This is a genomic window from Azospirillum sp. B510, from assembly GCF_000010725.1.
Lineage (GTDB): Bacteria > Pseudomonadota > Alphaproteobacteria > Azospirillales > Azospirillaceae > Azospirillum > Azospirillum lipoferum_B.
This window is the reverse complement of sequence record NC_013854.1, coordinates 1985057-2000395: the sequence shown is the minus strand read 5'-3', so window position 1 is coordinate 2000395 and position 15339 is coordinate 1985057. Positions and strand designations below refer to the sequence as shown.

17 protein-coding genes are annotated in these 15339 nt (G+C 67.8%); 8 read left to right on the top strand and 9 right to left on the bottom strand.

All coding sequences use genetic code 11. The features are described 5' to 3' along the window. Positions 1-55: 55 nt before the first annotated feature. A complete protein-coding gene (locus tag AZL_RS09270) occupies positions 56-1048 on the bottom strand; it encodes a response regulator (protein ID WP_012974370.1) in 993 nt (330 codons plus the stop codon). 279 nt (positions 1049-1327) lie between these two features. Between AZL_RS09270 and AZL_RS09265 the strand changes: the two genes are divergently transcribed. Next, positions 1328-1987, top strand: a complete 660-nt coding sequence (locus tag AZL_RS09265) for a hypothetical protein (protein WP_012974369.1) — start codon at positions 1328-1330, stop codon at positions 1985-1987. A 54-nt stretch (positions 1988-2041) separates the two neighbouring features. Here the strand turns inward: AZL_RS09265 and AZL_RS09260 are convergent, their stop codons facing one another. Next, positions 2042-3319: a lytic murein transglycosylase gene (locus tag AZL_RS09260; protein WP_012974368.1), complete on the bottom strand. Its 1278-nt coding sequence runs from the start codon at positions 3317-3319 to the stop codon at positions 2042-2044. A gap of 286 nt (positions 3320-3605) precedes the next feature. Between AZL_RS09260 and AZL_RS09255 the strand changes: the two genes are divergently transcribed. Both AZL_RS09255 and AZL_RS09250 read left to right on the top strand, forming a co-directional pair. Then, positions 3606-4673: a glycosyltransferase family protein gene (locus AZL_RS09255; RefSeq protein ID WP_012974367.1), complete on the top strand. Its 1068-nt coding sequence runs from the start codon at positions 3606-3608 to the stop codon at positions 4671-4673. Between the two features lie 141 nt (positions 4674-4814). Continuing rightward, positions 4815-5309: a GNAT family N-acetyltransferase gene (locus AZL_RS09250; protein WP_012974366.1), complete on the top strand. Its 495-nt coding sequence runs from the start codon at positions 4815-4817 to the stop codon at positions 5307-5309. A 56-nt stretch (positions 5310-5365) separates the two neighbouring features. On the opposite strand, the gene AZL_RS09245 is transcribed toward AZL_RS09250, so the two are convergent. Next, positions 5366-5581, bottom strand: coding sequence for a hypothetical protein (locus AZL_RS09245; RefSeq protein ID WP_148219267.1), 216 nt, complete (start codon positions 5579-5581; stop codon positions 5366-5368). 383 nt (positions 5582-5964) lie between these two features. Then, positions 5965-6213 (bottom strand): hypothetical protein, encoded by a 249-nt coding sequence (locus AZL_RS09240; RefSeq protein ID WP_042442872.1) that lies wholly within the window; start codon positions 6211-6213, stop codon positions 5965-5967. A gap of 281 nt (positions 6214-6494) precedes the next feature. Here AZL_RS09240 and fumC point away from each other — a divergent pair, with 281 nt between their 5' ends. The 4 genes from fumC to AZL_RS36505 all read left to right on the top strand — a co-directional run bounded on the left by fumC (position 6495) and on the right by AZL_RS36505 (position 9387). Continuing rightward, positions 6495-7886 carry a class II fumarate hydratase gene (gene fumC, locus AZL_RS09235; protein ID WP_042442870.1) on the top strand — a complete coding sequence of 464 codons (1392 nt, stop codon included), beginning with the start codon at positions 6495-6497 and terminating at the stop codon, positions 7884-7886. Between the two features lie 72 nt (positions 7887-7958). Continuing rightward, positions 7959-8165, top strand: coding sequence for a ribbon-helix-helix domain-containing protein (locus tag AZL_RS09230; RefSeq protein WP_042442868.1), 207 nt, complete (start codon positions 7959-7961; stop codon positions 8163-8165). A gap of 134 nt (positions 8166-8299) precedes the next feature. Continuing rightward, positions 8300-9037 (top strand): DUF599 domain-containing protein, encoded by a 738-nt coding sequence (locus AZL_RS09225; RefSeq protein ID WP_247894183.1) that lies wholly within the window; start codon positions 8300-8302, stop codon positions 9035-9037. Then, on the top strand, positions 9001-9387 hold the full coding sequence (locus AZL_RS36505) for a hypothetical protein (RefSeq protein WP_148219266.1): 387 nt from the start codon (positions 9001-9003) through the stop codon (positions 9385-9387). The genes AZL_RS09225 and AZL_RS36505 overlap by 37 nt, the downstream gene beginning before the upstream one ends. 89 nt (positions 9388-9476) lie before the next feature. Here AZL_RS36505 and AZL_RS09215 read toward each other — a convergent pair whose 3' ends face one another. From AZL_RS09215 to purE, 3 genes are all read right to left on the bottom strand, one after another. Further along, positions 9477-11234: an EAL domain-containing protein gene (locus tag AZL_RS09215; RefSeq protein WP_012974361.1), complete on the bottom strand. Its 1758-nt coding sequence runs from the start codon at positions 11232-11234 to the stop codon at positions 9477-9479. Positions 11235-11545: 311 nt separating this feature from the next. Then, positions 11546-12685: a 5-(carboxyamino)imidazole ribonucleotide synthase gene (locus tag AZL_RS09210; RefSeq protein WP_012974360.1), complete on the bottom strand. Its 1140-nt coding sequence runs from the start codon at positions 12683-12685 to the stop codon at positions 11546-11548. 65 nt (positions 12686-12750) lie between these two features. Beyond that, positions 12751-13287, bottom strand: coding sequence for a 5-(carboxyamino)imidazole ribonucleotide mutase (purE, locus tag AZL_RS09205; protein ID WP_012974359.1), 537 nt, complete (start codon positions 13285-13287; stop codon positions 12751-12753). A gap of 226 nt (positions 13288-13513) precedes the next feature. Between purE and AZL_RS09200 the strand changes: the two genes are divergently transcribed. After that, on the top strand, positions 13514-13975 hold the full coding sequence (locus AZL_RS09200) for a group III truncated hemoglobin (RefSeq protein ID WP_197540133.1): 462 nt from the start codon (positions 13514-13516) through the stop codon (positions 13973-13975). Between the two features lie 248 nt (positions 13976-14223). On the opposite strand, the gene AZL_RS35390 is transcribed toward AZL_RS09200, so the two are convergent. After that, the gene (locus AZL_RS35390) at positions 14224-14757 is read right to left on the bottom strand and encodes a hypothetical protein (protein WP_148219265.1); all 534 of its coding nucleotides are present in this window, start codon (positions 14755-14757) and stop codon (positions 14224-14226) included. 341 nt (positions 14758-15098) lie between these two features. Beyond that, entirely contained in the window at positions 15099-15299 is a 201-nt protein-coding gene (locus tag AZL_RS09195) for a YdcH family protein (RefSeq protein WP_012974357.1), read from the bottom strand. Positions 15300-15339: the final 40 nt, after the last annotated feature.

The window sequence follows — 15339 nt, the reverse complement described above, 5'->3', positions numbered from 1 at the left end:
GCCCTCTCGCCCAACCCTTTCGCCCAGACCCTCTTCCGAGGATATGGGGGCGGACTCAGCGGCCGGTCAGGGGGGATTTGCCCGGAGGCGGCGGGTTGCCGCCTTCCGGCCAGCCGCCAAAATCACCCTGGCCACGGGCGGCCAGCGTGCGGACGCTGGCGCGCAGCGTGCGGATCAGGCACAGCGCCACCGCCATCGCCTGGGCGCCGCCATCCGATCCCGCCAGCCAGCGCAACGCGGCGGCATGGGCCTGGAGGGCGTCGGCATAGCCCTCGACATCCGGTTCCACCCAGGTGACGCAGGTCGACAGCGAGGCGACGATGGAGGACGCGGCGGATTCGCCGGCGGTGGCGACCTGCAAGTCGGACAGCGCATGGCGCAGCCGGCTGCCGATCGGGTCGGGCCGGTCGATGGCCGCTTCCAGCCGGTCGAGCGCCAGCATCAGCCGCAGCCGCTGCGGATCGTCGCTGCGCGGGGTTGCGGCATCGCGGTCGGGCGGGCCGGCGGCCAGGGGGAGGGTGGGCGGCGGCAGCCTTGCCGTGCCGCCGGGTGGCGATATCCCTGACAGGGCGCCGGACGGCGGGCGGGCGCTCTCCGGCCGTGGCCCGGCCGGGCCCGCGCCGTCGTCGCCGCCGCCGCGGACGGCCGCCTCGCGCCGGGTCAGCACCGCGTCGATGCGCCGCGCCAGCGTGGCGGCCGGTACCGGCTTGGCCAGCACGGAATCGGCGCCGGCATCCCAGGCGCTGCGCACCGTGGCGAGGTCGGCATTGGCGGTCAGCACGATGATCGGCATCTTCGGCCGCAGGCTTTCCGGCGACTGGCGGATCCAGCGGATCAACTGCGCGCCGCCGACCGGCTCCATCACCCAGTCGGTCACCATTAGGTCGAACAGCTCGCGCCGCAGGGCCTCCTTGGCCTCCTGCCCGTTGGCGACCGTGATGATCTGGCCGACGCCCCACAGTCCCAGCATGTCCTTCAACGCCCGCTGCAACAGCGGATTGTCGTCGGCGATCAGGATCTTGAGGGGGGAGGGCAAGCGCTTCGTCATGGAGGGGGTCCGGTGATGCCGCTGCTGTCCTCCCCATATCCGCCTCGCTCCCCTCCTTTTCATGGAGGTGGACGGGTGACCGACCAATGAGACAGGTTGTGCGCCGTTGGGTGTGCCGGGTTATCCCCAAAGCCGTTCGAAAGGGTGGCCATCCCGTCAGGCCAGCCCTTTCGATAAGGCGGAGGGCTTTTCATATCAGGAAAATCTGATGGCCGTGGACGCGCGGCTGCGCCCCTCCTATGATCTGCGCCGTTCGAGTTTTCGGGAAGGGGCGGTGCGATGGAGGGCGGATGCTGTGGCGGGTCCTGCGGCGGCGGGTCTCCGCGTCCGGCCGGCGGGGCGACCGGCGGGGCGGGCGACCTGAAACAGACGCTGCGGATGGCGATGGTGGTGAATGGGCTGCTCGGCGCCCTGCTGCTCGCCACCGCCGACGCGACGCAGGCGGTTTCACTGTGGGCGGCGGCCCTGCTGGTGCTGGACCGTGCCGCCGGCCATGCGGTGACGCTGGCCGGGCTGGGCGGGCGCCCGGATTTCTGGCGCCCGGACTGGTGTCGGCACTTGCCGATGCTGCACGGGGCGGCGCTGGCCGTCGCCGCGCTGGCGCTGGTGGTGACGGCGGGGCGCGGCATCGCCGGCATGGCGATCCCCGATGTGCCGCTGGCGAGCCTCGCCCTGCTGCTGGCCGTCGGGGTGACGGTGGCGGCCGCGACCCTGCTGTTCGCCGGCCGGCGCGGCAAACTCGGCTTGCGGGCGATCTGGCTCTGTTCGCGCAAGGATGTGCTGCCGCTCGGCGCCGGTCTGGCCGGTCTGGCGGCGAGCTGGCTTCTGCTCGACGGCGCCCCCGACGCGCTGGCCGGCGCCGGGGTGGCGGCGCTGCTGCTGGGGAACGCCTGGGGCCTGCTGCGCGGCGGACGATTCTCCTCCCCCCTCCGCCGCTGAAACGCGGGAAGGGGGTGCGCCGGGGGGCGTCCGTCGCCTCCGGCGCCCTTCAGGTCACGACCGCTGGCGCAGCCGGTCCAACAACGCCTTGGTGGCGAAGCCGTCCGGGATCTCGCCGACCGACGCCTGGAAGCGGCGCACCGCGTTGCGCGTGTTCGCCCCGACGATGCCGTCGGCGGTTCCCGGCTCCATGCCCAGCGCCGCCAGACGCTGTTGCAGGTCGATGCGCTCGTCCTTGCTCAGCGCCTGCTCCTCGCGCGGCCAGCTTCCGCGCACGCCGGGCTTGCCGGTCATGCGGTCGGCCAGCAGGGCGACCGCCAGCGAATAGCTGGTCGAGGGGTTGTAGCGCATGATGGCGCGGAAATTGTCGCGCACCAGGAAGGCCGGTCCGCGATGCCCGGCCAGCACCAGCACCGACGCCGGGGCGTCGCCGGCCAGCTCGCCGCCGTCGAGCGGGCGCACGCCCAGCCGGCGCCACTCCGACAGCGGCTTGGTGACGCTCAACTCGGCCTGGTCATAGGGGAAGCCGTCGGGCAAGCTCACCTCCTGGCCCCAGGGCTCGCCCGGCCGCCAGCCGTTGGCCAGCACGAACTTGGCGGTCGAGGCCAGCACGTCGGGCATGCTGCCCCAGATGTCGCGGTGGCCGTCGCCATCCTCGTCCACCGCGTTGCGCAGGAAGACGGTGGGCATGAACTGGGTCTGGCCCATGGCGCCGGCCCAGGAGCCGGTCATGCGTTCCGGCGCGATGTCGCCGGAGTCGAGGATGCGCAATGCCGCCAGCAGTTCGGAGCGGAAATAGGCGGCGCGGCGGCCCTCGAAGGCCAGCGTCGTCAGCGCGTCGATGACCGGGAAATTGCCGGTGGACTTACCGAAATCCGATTCCACCCCCCAGAAGGCGACCAGGATTTCCCCCGGCACGCCGGTGCGCCGGCTGATGCGGGACAGCAACGCCCCTTGTTCCTGCAATTTCTGGCGGCCGTCCTGGACGCGCTTCTCGTTCACGGCGCTGTCGAGATACTGCCACACCTGACGGGTGAATTCCGGCTGGGACGAATCCAGCTCGACGACGCGGTCGGACAGCTTCACCCGCTGGAAGGCGCGGTCGAAGGTCTGCGGACGGATGCCCTGGCCCAGCGCCTCGACACGCAACGCCGCCAGCCATTCGGGGAAGGAGGCGGGTTGCTGGGCCACCGGCTGGGCCGCGCTGCCGGGTTGGGCCGCGGCCGGCGCGGCGCCGGACGGCGCCGGGGTGGTGGCGCCGGTGCTCTGGCAGCCGGCCATCAGCAGGGTGGCGAGAAGGAGGCGGGCGGGATGACGGAACGGAACTCGCATGCGCTCGACCGTGATCGGAAGGGAAGCCGGGCCGTGACCCTAAGGCCGCCGGCGGCAAGGCTCAACCGGCAAATAGGCGGGTGTGGTGAGGAATCCCCTATTGCGGCCTGGGTGCGCTTGCACGACCATCGGGATGGTCCATATCAGAGTCCATGACATCGCTTCCGCAACGCCCACCCGCGCCGGGTCCGGCCGGAACGTATGCGTCTTCGATCGCGTTGATCCGGAAGCGCTTCGACGAAGAGCCCACCCTCCGTCACGGAACGCCACCAAAGGTGCCGCCGCCATGAAAATCGTGATCTTCGGCTTGACCAACGGCCATCGCGGCGATGGCGGGCACCGGGCGCGCTGGCGTGCGCTGATCCAGGCGCTGGCGATCCGCGGCCATCGCGTGGTGGCGGTCGAACGCGCCGGCCCCGCCGCGCCGACCGCCTGGAGCATTCCCGGTGGCGAGGTGCTGTCCTACGCCGCCTGGGACGATGTCGCGTCGGCGGCGGTGTCGCAGGCCGACGATGCCGGCGTCGCGCTGGTGGTGGCGCACGGGCCGGACGCCCGCCGCGCCGCCGACCTCGTCCGCCGGTCGAGGGCGCCGCGCCGCGTGCTCTACGATCCCGAGGCCCCGCTCAGCCTCACCGCGCTGGAGGCGGGGGAGGTGGCGGCCCATCTGCCGGCCGACGGGCTGGCCGGCTTCGACCTCGTGCTCGCCTCCTGCGGCGGGCCGGCGCTCGACCGTTACCGCGCCAAGGCCGGCGCGGAGTCGGTGGCGCCGCTCTATCCCTGGATCGTGCCGGAGGCCGACAAGCCCGGCGACTTCAAGCGGGAGTATCTGGCCGACCTCTGCTGCATCGTCGACGGGCCGGACGGCATCCGCGAGGGGCTGGACAGCTTCTTCATCGGCCCGGCCCAGCGGTTGACCCGCCGCCGCTTCGCGCTGGTCGGCGCCGACCTGCCGGACGGGGTGCCGCGCGCGCCCAACATCCTGACCTTTCCCGATCTCGATCCGGCGCTGCGGCCGGACGTCCTGGCCTCGGCCAATCTGGCGCTGACGCTGGCCCGCGACGACGAGCGCCGGATCGGCTGGTGCCCGTCCGACCGGCTGTTCCTGGCCGCGGCCTGCGGCGCCGCCATCGTCGCCGACCGCTGGGAGGGGCTGGACAGCTTCTTCGAGCCCGGCCGGGAGATTCTGGTGGCGGCCCAGACCGACGACGTCACCACCGCGATGATGCTGCCGCGCAATCATCTGAGCGATCTCGGCCGCCGGGCGCGCAAGCGGGTGCTGGCCGAACACAGCGCCGAGCGCCGGGTGCAGGAACTGCGCGGCCTGCTGGATCTGAAAGGCGGCGGCGACGATTGACGGTTTCCCGATCAGCGGGATTGCCAGCGGGATTGGCAGCGGGATTGCCAGCGGGATTGCCAACGGGGATGCGCGAACGCGGGGAGCGGGCTATGGTCCGCTCCCCATTGTTTTTCGCCCTGCCGAGGGAGTCCGCCGCCGATGCCGACCGTCACCATCCGTCCCGCCGTCGAGGCGGATTGCTCCACCATCCTGCGTTTCGTCCGTGAATTGGCGGAGTTCGAGCGCGAGTCCGATGCGGTGAAGGCGACCGAGGAGGATTTCCGCCGCGACGGCTGGGGGCCGCAGCCGGTGTTCGAGGCGCTGATCGCCGAACTGGATGGCGCGCCGGTCGGCTTCGCCCTGACCTTCCGCAATTTCTCGACCTGGGAGGGGCGGCCCGGCCTCTATGTCGAGGATCTCTATGTCACGCCCGACGCCCGGCGCTATGGCGTCGGCCGCAAGCTGCTGACCGCGGTGGCGAAGCGCGCGGTGGAGCGCGGCTATCGCCGGGTCGATCTGGCCGTCCTCGACTGGAACCCGGCGCGCGGCTTCTATGACCGCGTCGGCTTCCGTCAGATGAAGGAGTGGCTTCCCTACCGGCTGACCGGTGACGCCCTGCTGGACCTGGCGGCGTCGGAGCCGGAGGCGTCTTGACCGGCCTCGGGGTCGGGGAGACGGCTGGTGCCGGGACCTGATGCTCGGAAACGCGGTCAGACGGCGCGGTTCAAGGCGGACGCGCCGATGATCTCGGCGTAATCGGCGCGCTCGCCGCGCAGATTGGACAGAAGATCGACCAGGCTGTCGCGGACGAACGCATCGTCCTGGTCGACGATGCTGTCCTCGGTCAATTGAATGAATCGGTCGAGAAGCGCGATATGTGCCGCTGAGGAGGCGCTGATCTTCTTCACATTGACGGCACCGATCATGTAAAACTCCCTTGGCCTGAGCGTTTCCGATGACGTCATCAAGCCACCGGGCCAGTTAATGACTTCCTAACAGGGGCGGGCGGCGGCTGGTATCTTCGGGGGTACTTCCGATCCGGGACGGGTCCTTCGCTCTCCCGGAAGAGTTACCCCGAATGACCGGACCGGCCTTTTCCGGTCCGCCGCGCCGCTGCCCGCCGGATGCCTGGCGGGGGGCCTGCGATAGGACAACGCGCACCGCCGTCTCTGGTTGCTCAGCCGATCCCAGGGAATTGGAGGGATGGACCACCAAAGGGTGCGGTTTCGGCCACCCGCTTGGACGATGCCGGTTCCCTGAAAATGCTCATCCTTTATGGCGGGTCCGGTCGCCGGTCGCCGGTCGCCGGTCAGGCGGCGCGGCGGGCGGCCATGCGATCACGGGCATCGGCGCGCTCCAGCGCGCGGGCGACGAGGTCGTCGAACAGCCCGCCGATCGGCGCCTCCGGCATGGCGGACCGTCCGGCCGGCATCGGGCCCTCCATCAGGATGGAGCCTTCCTCTCCCGGACCGAGAACGCGCCAGCCGCGCCCCTTCATTTCGGCGACGCGCGTCCGGGCAATGAAGGCGCGGATATGGTCGGGTGCCGGATCGTCCATCCTGTTCCTCCAATCGCTGTCGGCATCCGTCGGGTTGGTGGCGGATCGCCGGCCCACTTGGGAAAAAGCCTACGGAAGAAAATCGAACACAACAAGAACAAATTCGGCGATCACCGAGGATTCCCGTCCTCCCGCCGGTCCATCGCTCACGCTTGCGCTTGCGCGGCCCTTGCCGTTCGGGTCTCCACCGCAAAGATCAGGCGGGGCGGCGGTGTTTGCAACCCGTCCCGCCTCCAGACTGGAAAGAGTGACCAGAAATGGCGATCAGGAAAGGTTCAGCCATGAGCGGTGTCCGCACCGAGACCGACAGCTTCGGCCCCATCGATGTTCCGGCCGACCGTTACTGGGGGGCGCAGACCCAGCGCTCGCTCCAGAATTTCCGCATCGGCGGGGAACGCATGCCGGCGCCGCTGGTGCGCGCGCTGGGCATCCAGAAGCGCGCCGCCGCCGCGGCCAACATCAGGCTGGGCGTGCTCGATGCCGGGCTGGGCGCCGCCATCATGGCGGCGGCGGACGAGGTGGTCGACGGCCGGCTGGCCGATCATTTCCCGCTGGTGGTCTGGCAGACCGGCTCCGGTACCCAGACCAACATGAACGCCAACGAGGTGATCGCCAACCGCGCCATCGAACAACTGGGCGGGGTGCTGGGATCGAAGACGCCGATCCATCCCAACGACCATGTCAACATGGGGCAGTCGTCCAACGACAGCTTTCCCACCGCCATGCACATCGCGGCGGCCGACGAGATCGTCGGCGGCCTGATCCCGGCGCTGGAGCATCTGCGCACCGCGCTGGACGCCAAGGCCGCCGCCTTCGACGACATCGTCAAGATCGGCCGCACCCATCTCCAGGACGCCACCCCGCTGACGCTGGGGCAGGAGTTCTCCGGCTATGCCGCCCAGGTCTCCTACGGCATCGGCCGGGTCAGGGGGGCCTTGCCGCAGCTCTACCGGCTGGCCCAGGGCGGCACCGCCGTCGGCACCGGGCTGAACGCCCAACCCGGCTTCGCCGAGGCCTTCGCCGGGGAGGTGGCGGCCTTCACCGGGCTGCCCTTCGTCACGGCGGAGAACAAGTTCGAGGCGCTGGCGACCCATGATTCGCTGGTGGACGTGCATGGCCATCTGAACACGCTGGCGGTGTCGCTGATGAAGATCGCCAACGACATCCGCCTGTTGGGCTCCGGCCCGCGCTCGGGCATCGGCGAGCTGTCGCTGCCGGAGAACGAGCCCGGATCCTCGATCATGCCCGGCAAGGTCAATCCGACCCAGTCGGAGGCGATGACGATGGTCTGCGCCCAGGTGATGGGCAACCACACCACCGTGACGGTGGCCGGCGCCACCGGCCATTTCGAGCTGAATGTGTTCAAGCCGGTGATCGCCTTCAATGTCCTGCAATCGATCCGCCTGCTGGCCGATGCGGCGCGCAGCTTCACCGACAATTGCGTCGTCGGCATCGAGGCCAACCGCGAGCGCATCGCCAGGCTGGTCTCCGACAGCCTGATGCTGGTGACGGCGCTCAATCCCCATATCGGTTATGACAATGCGGCGAAGATCGCCAAGAAGGCCCACAAGGAAGGGACCAGTCTGAAGGAGGCCGGGCGGGATCTCGGACTCCTGACGGATGAGCAATTCGATCAATGGGTTCGTCCCGAACGGATGGTTGGTCCCGGCTGAGCTTGCGGTTAGGGTGGGGCTCGGCCGTTGCGGGCCTCCCCCTTGCCTCCACAAGAGCCGCGTCGAGTGAGCATGAAGAAGCGTTCGGTCCTCATCGCCGGCCACCCCACCAGCGTTTCGCTGGAGGAGGAGTTCTGGGACGCCCTGAAGGGTGTGGCGCAAGCCCGTGGACTGTCGGTGAACGCGCTCATCGAGGAAATCGACCAGAGCCGTGCCGGCAACCTGTCCAGCGCCATCCGCGTGCATGTCCTGAAGGCCGTTCAGAGGCCGGGCGGGTAGGGGAGCCGGCGCCCCAGCGGGTGGCCGCAGGGGACGGCCGCAGGGGGCGGCCTCGGGGGACAGCCGCGGTGGACACCCGCCCGCCGCCAGCGTAAAGGGTGCGGACTCCCGCCATCCGACAAGACACCGCCGCCATGCTGTCCTCCATCCTGCCCCCCGACGTCACCCCGCTCGACATCGTCGCCTTCGTCTGGTTCGTCGGCTCCTGGGTCGGCTTCACCATCATCCAGGATCATCTGCTGTCCGGCGGCAATGTGCTGAACCAGCATCTGCGGATCATACGCCGCCACTGGATCGACCGGATGCTGGAGCGCGACAACCGCATCATCGATTCGCAGCTGGTCGGCCACACCATGCAAAGCTGCACCTTCTTCGCCTCCACCAACATGCTGGTGCTGGCCGGGCTGGTCGGCTCCTTCGGCGCGGCGGAGCGGGCGCAGCAGGTCATCTCCGACCTGTCCTTCGCCGTCCACACCTCGCATCAGCTGTTCGAGATCAAGATGCTGCTGATGGTGGTGATCTTCACCTTCGGCTTCTTCAAGTTCACCTGGGCATTGCGTCAGTACAATTACTGCTGTGCCCTGATCGGGTCCGCCCCGTTGCCGCCGGTGGCGCCGGAGGACCGCAAGGCCATCGCCCAGACCATCAGCGAAGCCCTGACGCTGGCCATCGTCGCCTTGAACGGCGGGATCCGCTCCTATTACTTCGCGCTGGCCGCCCTGGTCTGGATCATCGGGCCGCTTCCCTTCATCGCGGCGTCCAGCGGCGTGGTTGTGATCCTCACCCGCCGACAGGCTTTCTCCGCCACCGAAAAGGTCATTCGTGTACAGACCCAATGGTTGGAAAAACACGAATCAACAAAAGCAGAATAAAACATAAAAAGCCTTTTATTTTCTTGTACATGCGACCAAATGGCCTCTCCCCGCGCATCGGTTGTGGTGGTTATTGTCGACGCATCATGAATGGCGCGGCGGATTTTCTGCGCGGTGCGAAAGATAAGAGGTCGACAATGGATGCGGATACTGCGTTAAGCATTATGGAATCGCTGGATCAGGCGGAAGACCTGCTGCGCCGGATGCACCTGCGCGACGGCTATGCCTGCGGTGACGTTCTGGCCCGCAACCGCGAACTCCTCGATGCCGCCCGCCACCGGCTGGATCAGATCCACAGATTGAGGGAAATGGGGACGTTCGACGCCTGCGCCGCGGCGGCGGCGGCCTGAAGCGATGGCGATTTGGAATGATCGCGATCATAGCGATTTGGAATGATCGTGATTTGGGGACGGCTCCGCGGCGGGGCCGTTCCGGCGCCTCAGCCCTTCAGCAGCACCTTGCCGCCGCTGCGCACCCGCGACCAGTCCTTGGCGAAATAGGCGAAGTCGCGCGACGGCCGGCTGAACAGGAAGCCCTGGGCCAGCGTCACTCCCAGCCCGGTCAGCAGGTCGGCATGCACCGTCTCCTCGACCTGCTCGCCGATCAACTCCAGCCCCAACTGGCGGCAGACGTCGATCATGGAGCGCAGCATCGCCATATCGCGCGGGCTGTTGACGGCGCCGCGCACGAAGGTGCCGTCGATCTTGGCGTAATCGGCCTGGATGCCATAAAGCGACTGGAAGCTGGTCGATCCGGCGCCGACATCGTCCAGGCAGATGCGGAATCCGCATTCCCGCAGCTTCTGCAATACCTCGTTCAGCTTGGCGATGTCGGTGACGACGACGGTTTCCGTCACCTCGATCAGCAGCTTCTTCGCCAGTTCGCCATAGGGGGCGGCGACCGACTGGAACTGCTTGAGGAAGATCGGGCTCATCAGCGTCTTGGCCGACAGGTTGATCGCCACGTCGGGAAGCTTCGGTTCCTTGCGGAACTCCCGCAACGTGTCCAGCACCGTCTGGGTCAGCAGCAGGTCGAAGTCGTAGATCAACCCGACATCCTCGGCGAAGGTGATGAAGTCCAGCGGCGAACTCATTCCCTCGACACGGGTCAGCGCCTCCAGATGATGGACGGCGCCGGTGACGATGTCGACGATGGGCTGGTAGACGACGATGAAGTCGCGGTTGTCGATGGTGGCGCGCATGCGGCCGATCCGCTCCACCGCCCCGGCCATCAGGCGGTTGGCGCCGTCCTCCAGGCTGGAGATGGTGAACTCCCCGCCCTGGGCCGAGGCGAAGGCCTGCACCGTATAGACCAGCGCGCGGGCGGCGTCGGTCGCGTCCAGCCGGTCGTCCGCCATGTCCAGCGTCCAGGAGCGGATGCCGCCGGGCAGGGCGCCGCCGGCCGCCTCGATGATCTGGGCGATGTGGCCCTGCACCTCGCGCCCGTCGATGTCGGCGGCATGGACGATGCCATAGCGGTCGCCGGTCAGTTGCCCGGCGCTGTCGCCATCGGCGGAGATGCCGCGCAGATAGGCGTCGATGCCCTCGCGCACCTCCGCCGCCGCACCCTCGGGCATCGCCTCGACCATCGCCTGGAACCCTTCGACCAGCAGCAGGGTCAGCCCCTGCTCCAGCCCCTTCTCGCGGGCGGCGAGGATACGCTCCTCCAGGATGCCGGCGAAGCCGGCCTGGTCCATCAGTTCGCCTTGCCCCGCTGCGGGAGTGGCGGCCCCGCGTCCGGCGCGGGCCGGGGCGGTCAGCAGGATGGTGAGGAACAGCGAACCCGGACAGGAATCGAGCCGGCAGCCGCCCAGCAGCGCCGGGAACCGCTGGCCGTCGAAGGCCAGGAACGTCACGCGCGACGGCTTGATCCGCGCCTTTTCCCGGATGCGGTCGAACAGGACATGGACGTATTTGCGGTCGCCGGGGGCCACCACCTCCATCAGGTTGCTGCCCACCAGCCCGCCGACCTCGCCCTTGGTCAGGCGGCAGCGGGCGCCGGCGGAAAACAGGATGTTGCCCTGCGCGTCCGTCTCGATCAGCAGGTCGGCGGCGGCGAAGGCGAAGCCGACGAAGCGGTCCCGGTCTCGGCTGGACTGCGGACGACGTTGCCCGGCCGCGCTGGTTGCGGGGCTGGCGACCGGCGCGCTCACGGCGGAAGAGCGTCCCGCACTGTCCTGCGGCAGGGGCGTCTTCATGCGGTTACAAATTTCATCAAAGTTTAGCTGGTTTGCCGATGAATGGCAGAGAGGGTAACCAATATTGATATGGGTTAAAAGCCTGTTGGTGACCGAAGACCTGCGAGCCGAGAAATATCGGTGATTTGGCGCGTATTTTCCGGGTATGCGAAATCAACGATGATCTTTTCCGCGCGCCTCCTGCCGACTGCGATTATCACCAGCGGAAACATCCAATCATCGTTCCGCCCGTGCAAGGGATGCGGGGAACACGAAAAGCCCCGCGGACCGGAACGGTCGCGGGGCTTTGGCGGTCTTGGAAGGTCGGCTGGTCAGCGGCGTGGGAACAGCCGGTTGACGTGGCCCATCTTGCGGCCGGGCCGGGCTTCCGCCTTGCCGTACAGGTGCAGGCGGGCGCCGGGCTCGGCCAGCAGGTCGGGCCAGCGCAGCACGTCGTCGCCGATCAGGTTGGTCATCTCCGCGTCGGCCATCCGTCCGACCGAGCCCAGCGGCAGGCCGCAGACCGCGCGCACCAGCTGTTCGAATTGGCAACTGGCGCAGGCGTCCATGGTCCAATGGCCGGAATTGTGCGGGCGGGGCGCCATCTCGTTGACCAGGACGGCGCCGTCGGCGGTGACGAACATCTCGACCGCCAGCACGCCGACCAGATCCAGCGCCTCGGCGATGCGCCGGGCGATGTGGTCGGCCTCCGCCGCTGTCGCCGCCGACACCTTCTCCGGCGATGCCGGGGCGATGGTGACGTCGAGGATGCCGTTCTTGTGGCGGTTCTCCACCGCCGGATAGGCGACCATGACGCCGTCGGCGCCACGGGCGACGATCACCGACACCTCGCAGGCGAAGGTCACGAAACCCTCGACGATGCCTTGCACGGCGGTGCCGTCCGCGCCGGGCTTGCCACCGCCGATGGCCTCCCAGGCGGCGGCGGCGTCGCTGTCCGCCTCCAGCCGCGCCTGCCCCTTGCCGTCATAGCCGAGCCGCGTCGATTTCAGCACGCAGCGCGGACCGATCTCGGCCATCGCGCGGGCGACCTCCTCGGCGCTGCCGGCGGCCCGCCAGGGTGCCGTGGCGATGCCGAGGGCGTTGACGAAGCTCTTCTCGGCGATGCGGTCCTGCGCCACCGACAGCACGTTCGGGCCGGGATGCAGGGTGGTGAAGCGGCGCAGATGCTCGGCCGTGGCGACCGGCACATTCTCCCACTCCAGCGTCACCACGTCGACCGAGCGGGCGAAGCGTTCCAGCGCCGCCAGATCGTCCCAGTCGGCGACCGTCGCCGCGGCGCTGACTTGGGCCGCCGGGCTGCCCGCCGCGTCGGGGGCGTAGACATGGGTCTTGTAACCCAGCTTCGCGGCGGCCAGCGCCGTCATCCGGCCGAGCTGTCCGGCGCCCAGCATGCCGATGGTGGAGCCGGGGGCGAGGCGGGGCAGCGGGTGGAACGGGGGCTCGCCGGTCATTGGGGGCTGGCTTTCTCTCGCGGTCGGACGGGAACGGCTGGTCGCGGACGGCTGGTCGGGGACGGTCAGACGGGATCGTCGACGGGGGCTTCGGCGACCGCGGCGGTCTGGCGGGCACGCCAGCCGTCCAATGCGTCCGCCACCACCGGGTCCATCAGCGCGATGACCGACCCGGCGAGCAGGGCGGCGTTGATGGCGCCGGCCTTGCCGATGGCCAGCGTGCCGACCGGGACGCCGCCCGGCATCTGCACGATGGACAGCAGGCTGTCCATGCCCTTCAGCGCGTGGCTCTCGACCGGGACGCCGAAGACCGGCAGCGGCGTCATCGATGCGGCCATGCCCGGCAGATGGGCGGCTCCGCCGGCCCCGGCGATCACCACCTTCAGCCCGCGCGCCTTGGCGGTGGTGGCGTACTCGACCAGCCGATGCGGGGTGCGGTGGGCGGAAACGATGCGGACCTCGTGCGCGATGCCCAGCGCCGCCAGCGTGTCGGCGGCGTGCTTCATGGTGGTCCAATCGGATTGGCTGCCCATGATGATGCCGACCAGCGGCTGGACGCCGGCAGCCGACGGGGTGCTGTTTTGCGGATGATCGGCGGACACGGCCTGGCGCTTCCCTCAAGGTCCGGAAAGCGGCGCATTATAGGAAGAGTCGGGCGGCTGTCCAGTGGCGGCCCGCCCTGTCGCCACCGCCGAAGGCGCTTTGTCGGTCGACGCCCCATGATTCCCACCCCCGCCCGCGACATTCCGGCTCTTCCGGTTGAACATGGGTCCGCCTATGGTGCCGCCCCATATGACCAGCATGACCTTTTCAGACCGGACCCCTCCCATGACCGCCGATACCGACGCCGCTCCCACCGATGACCAGCGCAAAGAGCACCGCGACATCCGCGCCGCCATGGCGGAGGAGCGGATGACCGCCGTCGGCATCGACGAGGAGTCGATCGAAAGGCTGGTGCGGACCTTCTACGGCAAGATCATGACGGACGAGGTGCTGGGGCCGATCTTCGGCCGCGCCATCACCGATTGGGAGCCGCATCTGCGCAAGATGATGGATTTCTGGTCGTCCATCGCTCTGCTGACCCAGCGTTACGACGGGCGCCCGATGCCGGTGCACATCTCGCTCGGGTTGGAACCGCAGCATTTCGAGCGCTGGCTCGGCCTGTTCCGCGAGACCGCCACCGAGCTGTTCCAGCCCGACGGCGCCGCCTTCCTGGTCGGCAAGGCCGAGAACATCGCCCGCAGCTTCCAGATGGGCATCCAGTTCTTCACCGTGCCCAAGAAGGGGTGAGAGCGAAATGGTTTCCCGTCAGGGAAGGGCCTAGCCGTGGTTCGGCCGACCGGTCCGGCAGTCGCCAAATGGGTTGCGGCTGGCCCGGTACGGCCCTATAATAAGTCCGTACCTGGGACGTTGGCTGGAAGCGACCAACGAAGCTTCCGCCTAATGGGTACCCCGCCAGACTGCCAAGTCGGGTTCACGCGTTTCGCGGAGACAACGGGCAAGATATAGCCGAGCCACTCACCGGTGGCTCGGCTTTTTCATTTCTTCTTTTCCAGATCGCTGCCTGGGATTTTCCCCGCGCGTGCGTCGGCGAGAAGCAGATCGAACCGCTTCTCGGGTCCGCTTTTCTGAAAATCAGCTTTCGTGTAGGCACTGTTCACATTGACGGTGATCGAACCGCCGGGTGGTCCCGGTGAGAACTTCATGTAAATCGCGTAAGGAATATCGATATCAAGCAGGCGATGATTATAGACCCACTGCAAGCCCCCCGCATAGTATAGACGCTTCCCTTCGATCGGGCCTCCAAGTATCTGCGACAAACGCTTCGACAGAGACCACCGATGAGGGCAAAAGAGGCGGTTCTCTCCAGGAAAATCGGGATCCTCAAATGGAACCCGATGGTCACCGGTCGAATTTTGGTGATCGGTGAAGCAATGGAAATGAAATTTGAAGACTACCGGATATGAGGTCGTGCCGTCGGAGGATTTGTAGGTGTGGGTATAATTTCTCAGATGGTCGAGGGAGAAATTGCCGCGATCATACCGACCCTTGTCTTTCCACGGGTAAGACACTGTTGGCTTTGTCCTTTTTTGCGGTTCACCCGCAGATCTCCAGGCAGCCGGCAGATAAGCACAAGGTGGCTTTGATCGCAATGAGATGTCTGACGCATCCATTTCGGCAATATGAAAGGAGCCGTCCTTTATGGCTGCGGGAATGTTCGTGGGAGTATACCGCGATACGCGTCGCCAACCGGTCCGCAAGCATGTCGGGTATGTGGAGGGGGGAGTCGCGGGCGCCGGGGCGGACGGCGGAGATGGGAGGAAACCTCAGTCCTCGCCGACTCCGGACCTGCCTTGCCAAGCCTGCCCGGATGCGGCCTCCAAACCTTATGCCCAAACGCCATGCCTGGATTTTATGCGATGATGTCCGGCAACAGCCGGCTTTCCAGGACCATGATCTGGTCCTTCAGCATCAGCTTGCGCTTCTTCAGCCGCTGCATCTGCAATTGGTCATAGGGCGCACGTTCGGCAAGCCGGGCGATGACATCGTCCAGGTCGCGGTGCTCGCTGCGCAAGCTCGCCAGCTTTTCCTTCAAAATCTCTTGCTCGTTCATCGCGCCCGTTTCATCGCGCCCGTTGTCAATGGCGGTTGCC

Coding starts and splice junctions, on each gene's coding strand:
- AZL_RS09215 (WP_012974361.1), bottom strand. CDS start 11,234: ATGAAGACGCCCCTGCCGCAGGACAGTGCGGGACGCTCTTCCGCCGTG.
- AZL_RS09195 (WP_012974357.1), bottom strand. CDS start 15,299: ATGAACGAGCAAGAGATTTTGAAGGAAAAGCTGGCGAGCTTGCGCAGC.
- AZL_RS09245 (WP_148219267.1), bottom strand. CDS start 5,581: ATGATCGGTGCCGTCAATGTGAAGAAGATCAGCGCCTCCTCAGCGGCA.
- AZL_RS09255 (WP_012974367.1), top strand. CDS start 3,606: ATGAAAATCGTGATCTTCGGCTTGACCAACGGCCATCGCGGCGATGGC.
- fumC (WP_042442870.1), top strand. CDS start 6,495: ATGAGCGGTGTCCGCACCGAGACCGACAGCTTCGGCCCCATCGATGTT.
- AZL_RS09250 (WP_012974366.1), top strand. CDS start 4,815: ATGCCGACCGTCACCATCCGTCCCGCCGTCGAGGCGGATTGCTCCACC.
- AZL_RS09240 (WP_042442872.1), bottom strand. CDS start 6,213: ATGGACGATCCGGCACCCGACCATATCCGCGCCTTCATTGCCCGGACG.
- AZL_RS09260 (WP_012974368.1), bottom strand. CDS start 3,319: ATGCGAGTTCCGTTCCGTCATCCCGCCCGCCTCCTTCTCGCCACCCTG.
- AZL_RS09225 (WP_247894183.1), top strand. CDS start 8,300: ATGCTGTCCTCCATCCTGCCCCCCGACGTCACCCCGCTCGACATCGTC.
- AZL_RS09270 (WP_012974370.1), bottom strand. CDS start 1,048: ATGACGAAGCGCTTGCCCTCCCCCCTCAAGATCCTGATCGCCGACGAC.
- AZL_RS36505 (WP_148219266.1), top strand. CDS start 9,001: ATGGTTGGAAAAACACGAATCAACAAAAGCAGAATAAAACATAAAAAG.
- AZL_RS09210 (WP_012974360.1), bottom strand. CDS start 12,685: ATGACCGGCGAGCCCCCGTTCCACCCGCTGCCCCGCCTCGCCCCCGGC.
- AZL_RS09230 (WP_042442868.1), top strand. CDS start 7,959: ATGAAGAAGCGTTCGGTCCTCATCGCCGGCCACCCCACCAGCGTTTCG.
- AZL_RS09200 (WP_197540133.1), top strand. CDS start 13,514: ATGACCGCCGATACCGACGCCGCTCCCACCGATGACCAGCGCAAAGAG.
- AZL_RS09265 (WP_012974369.1), top strand. CDS start 1,328: ATGGAGGGCGGATGCTGTGGCGGGTCCTGCGGCGGCGGGTCTCCGCGT.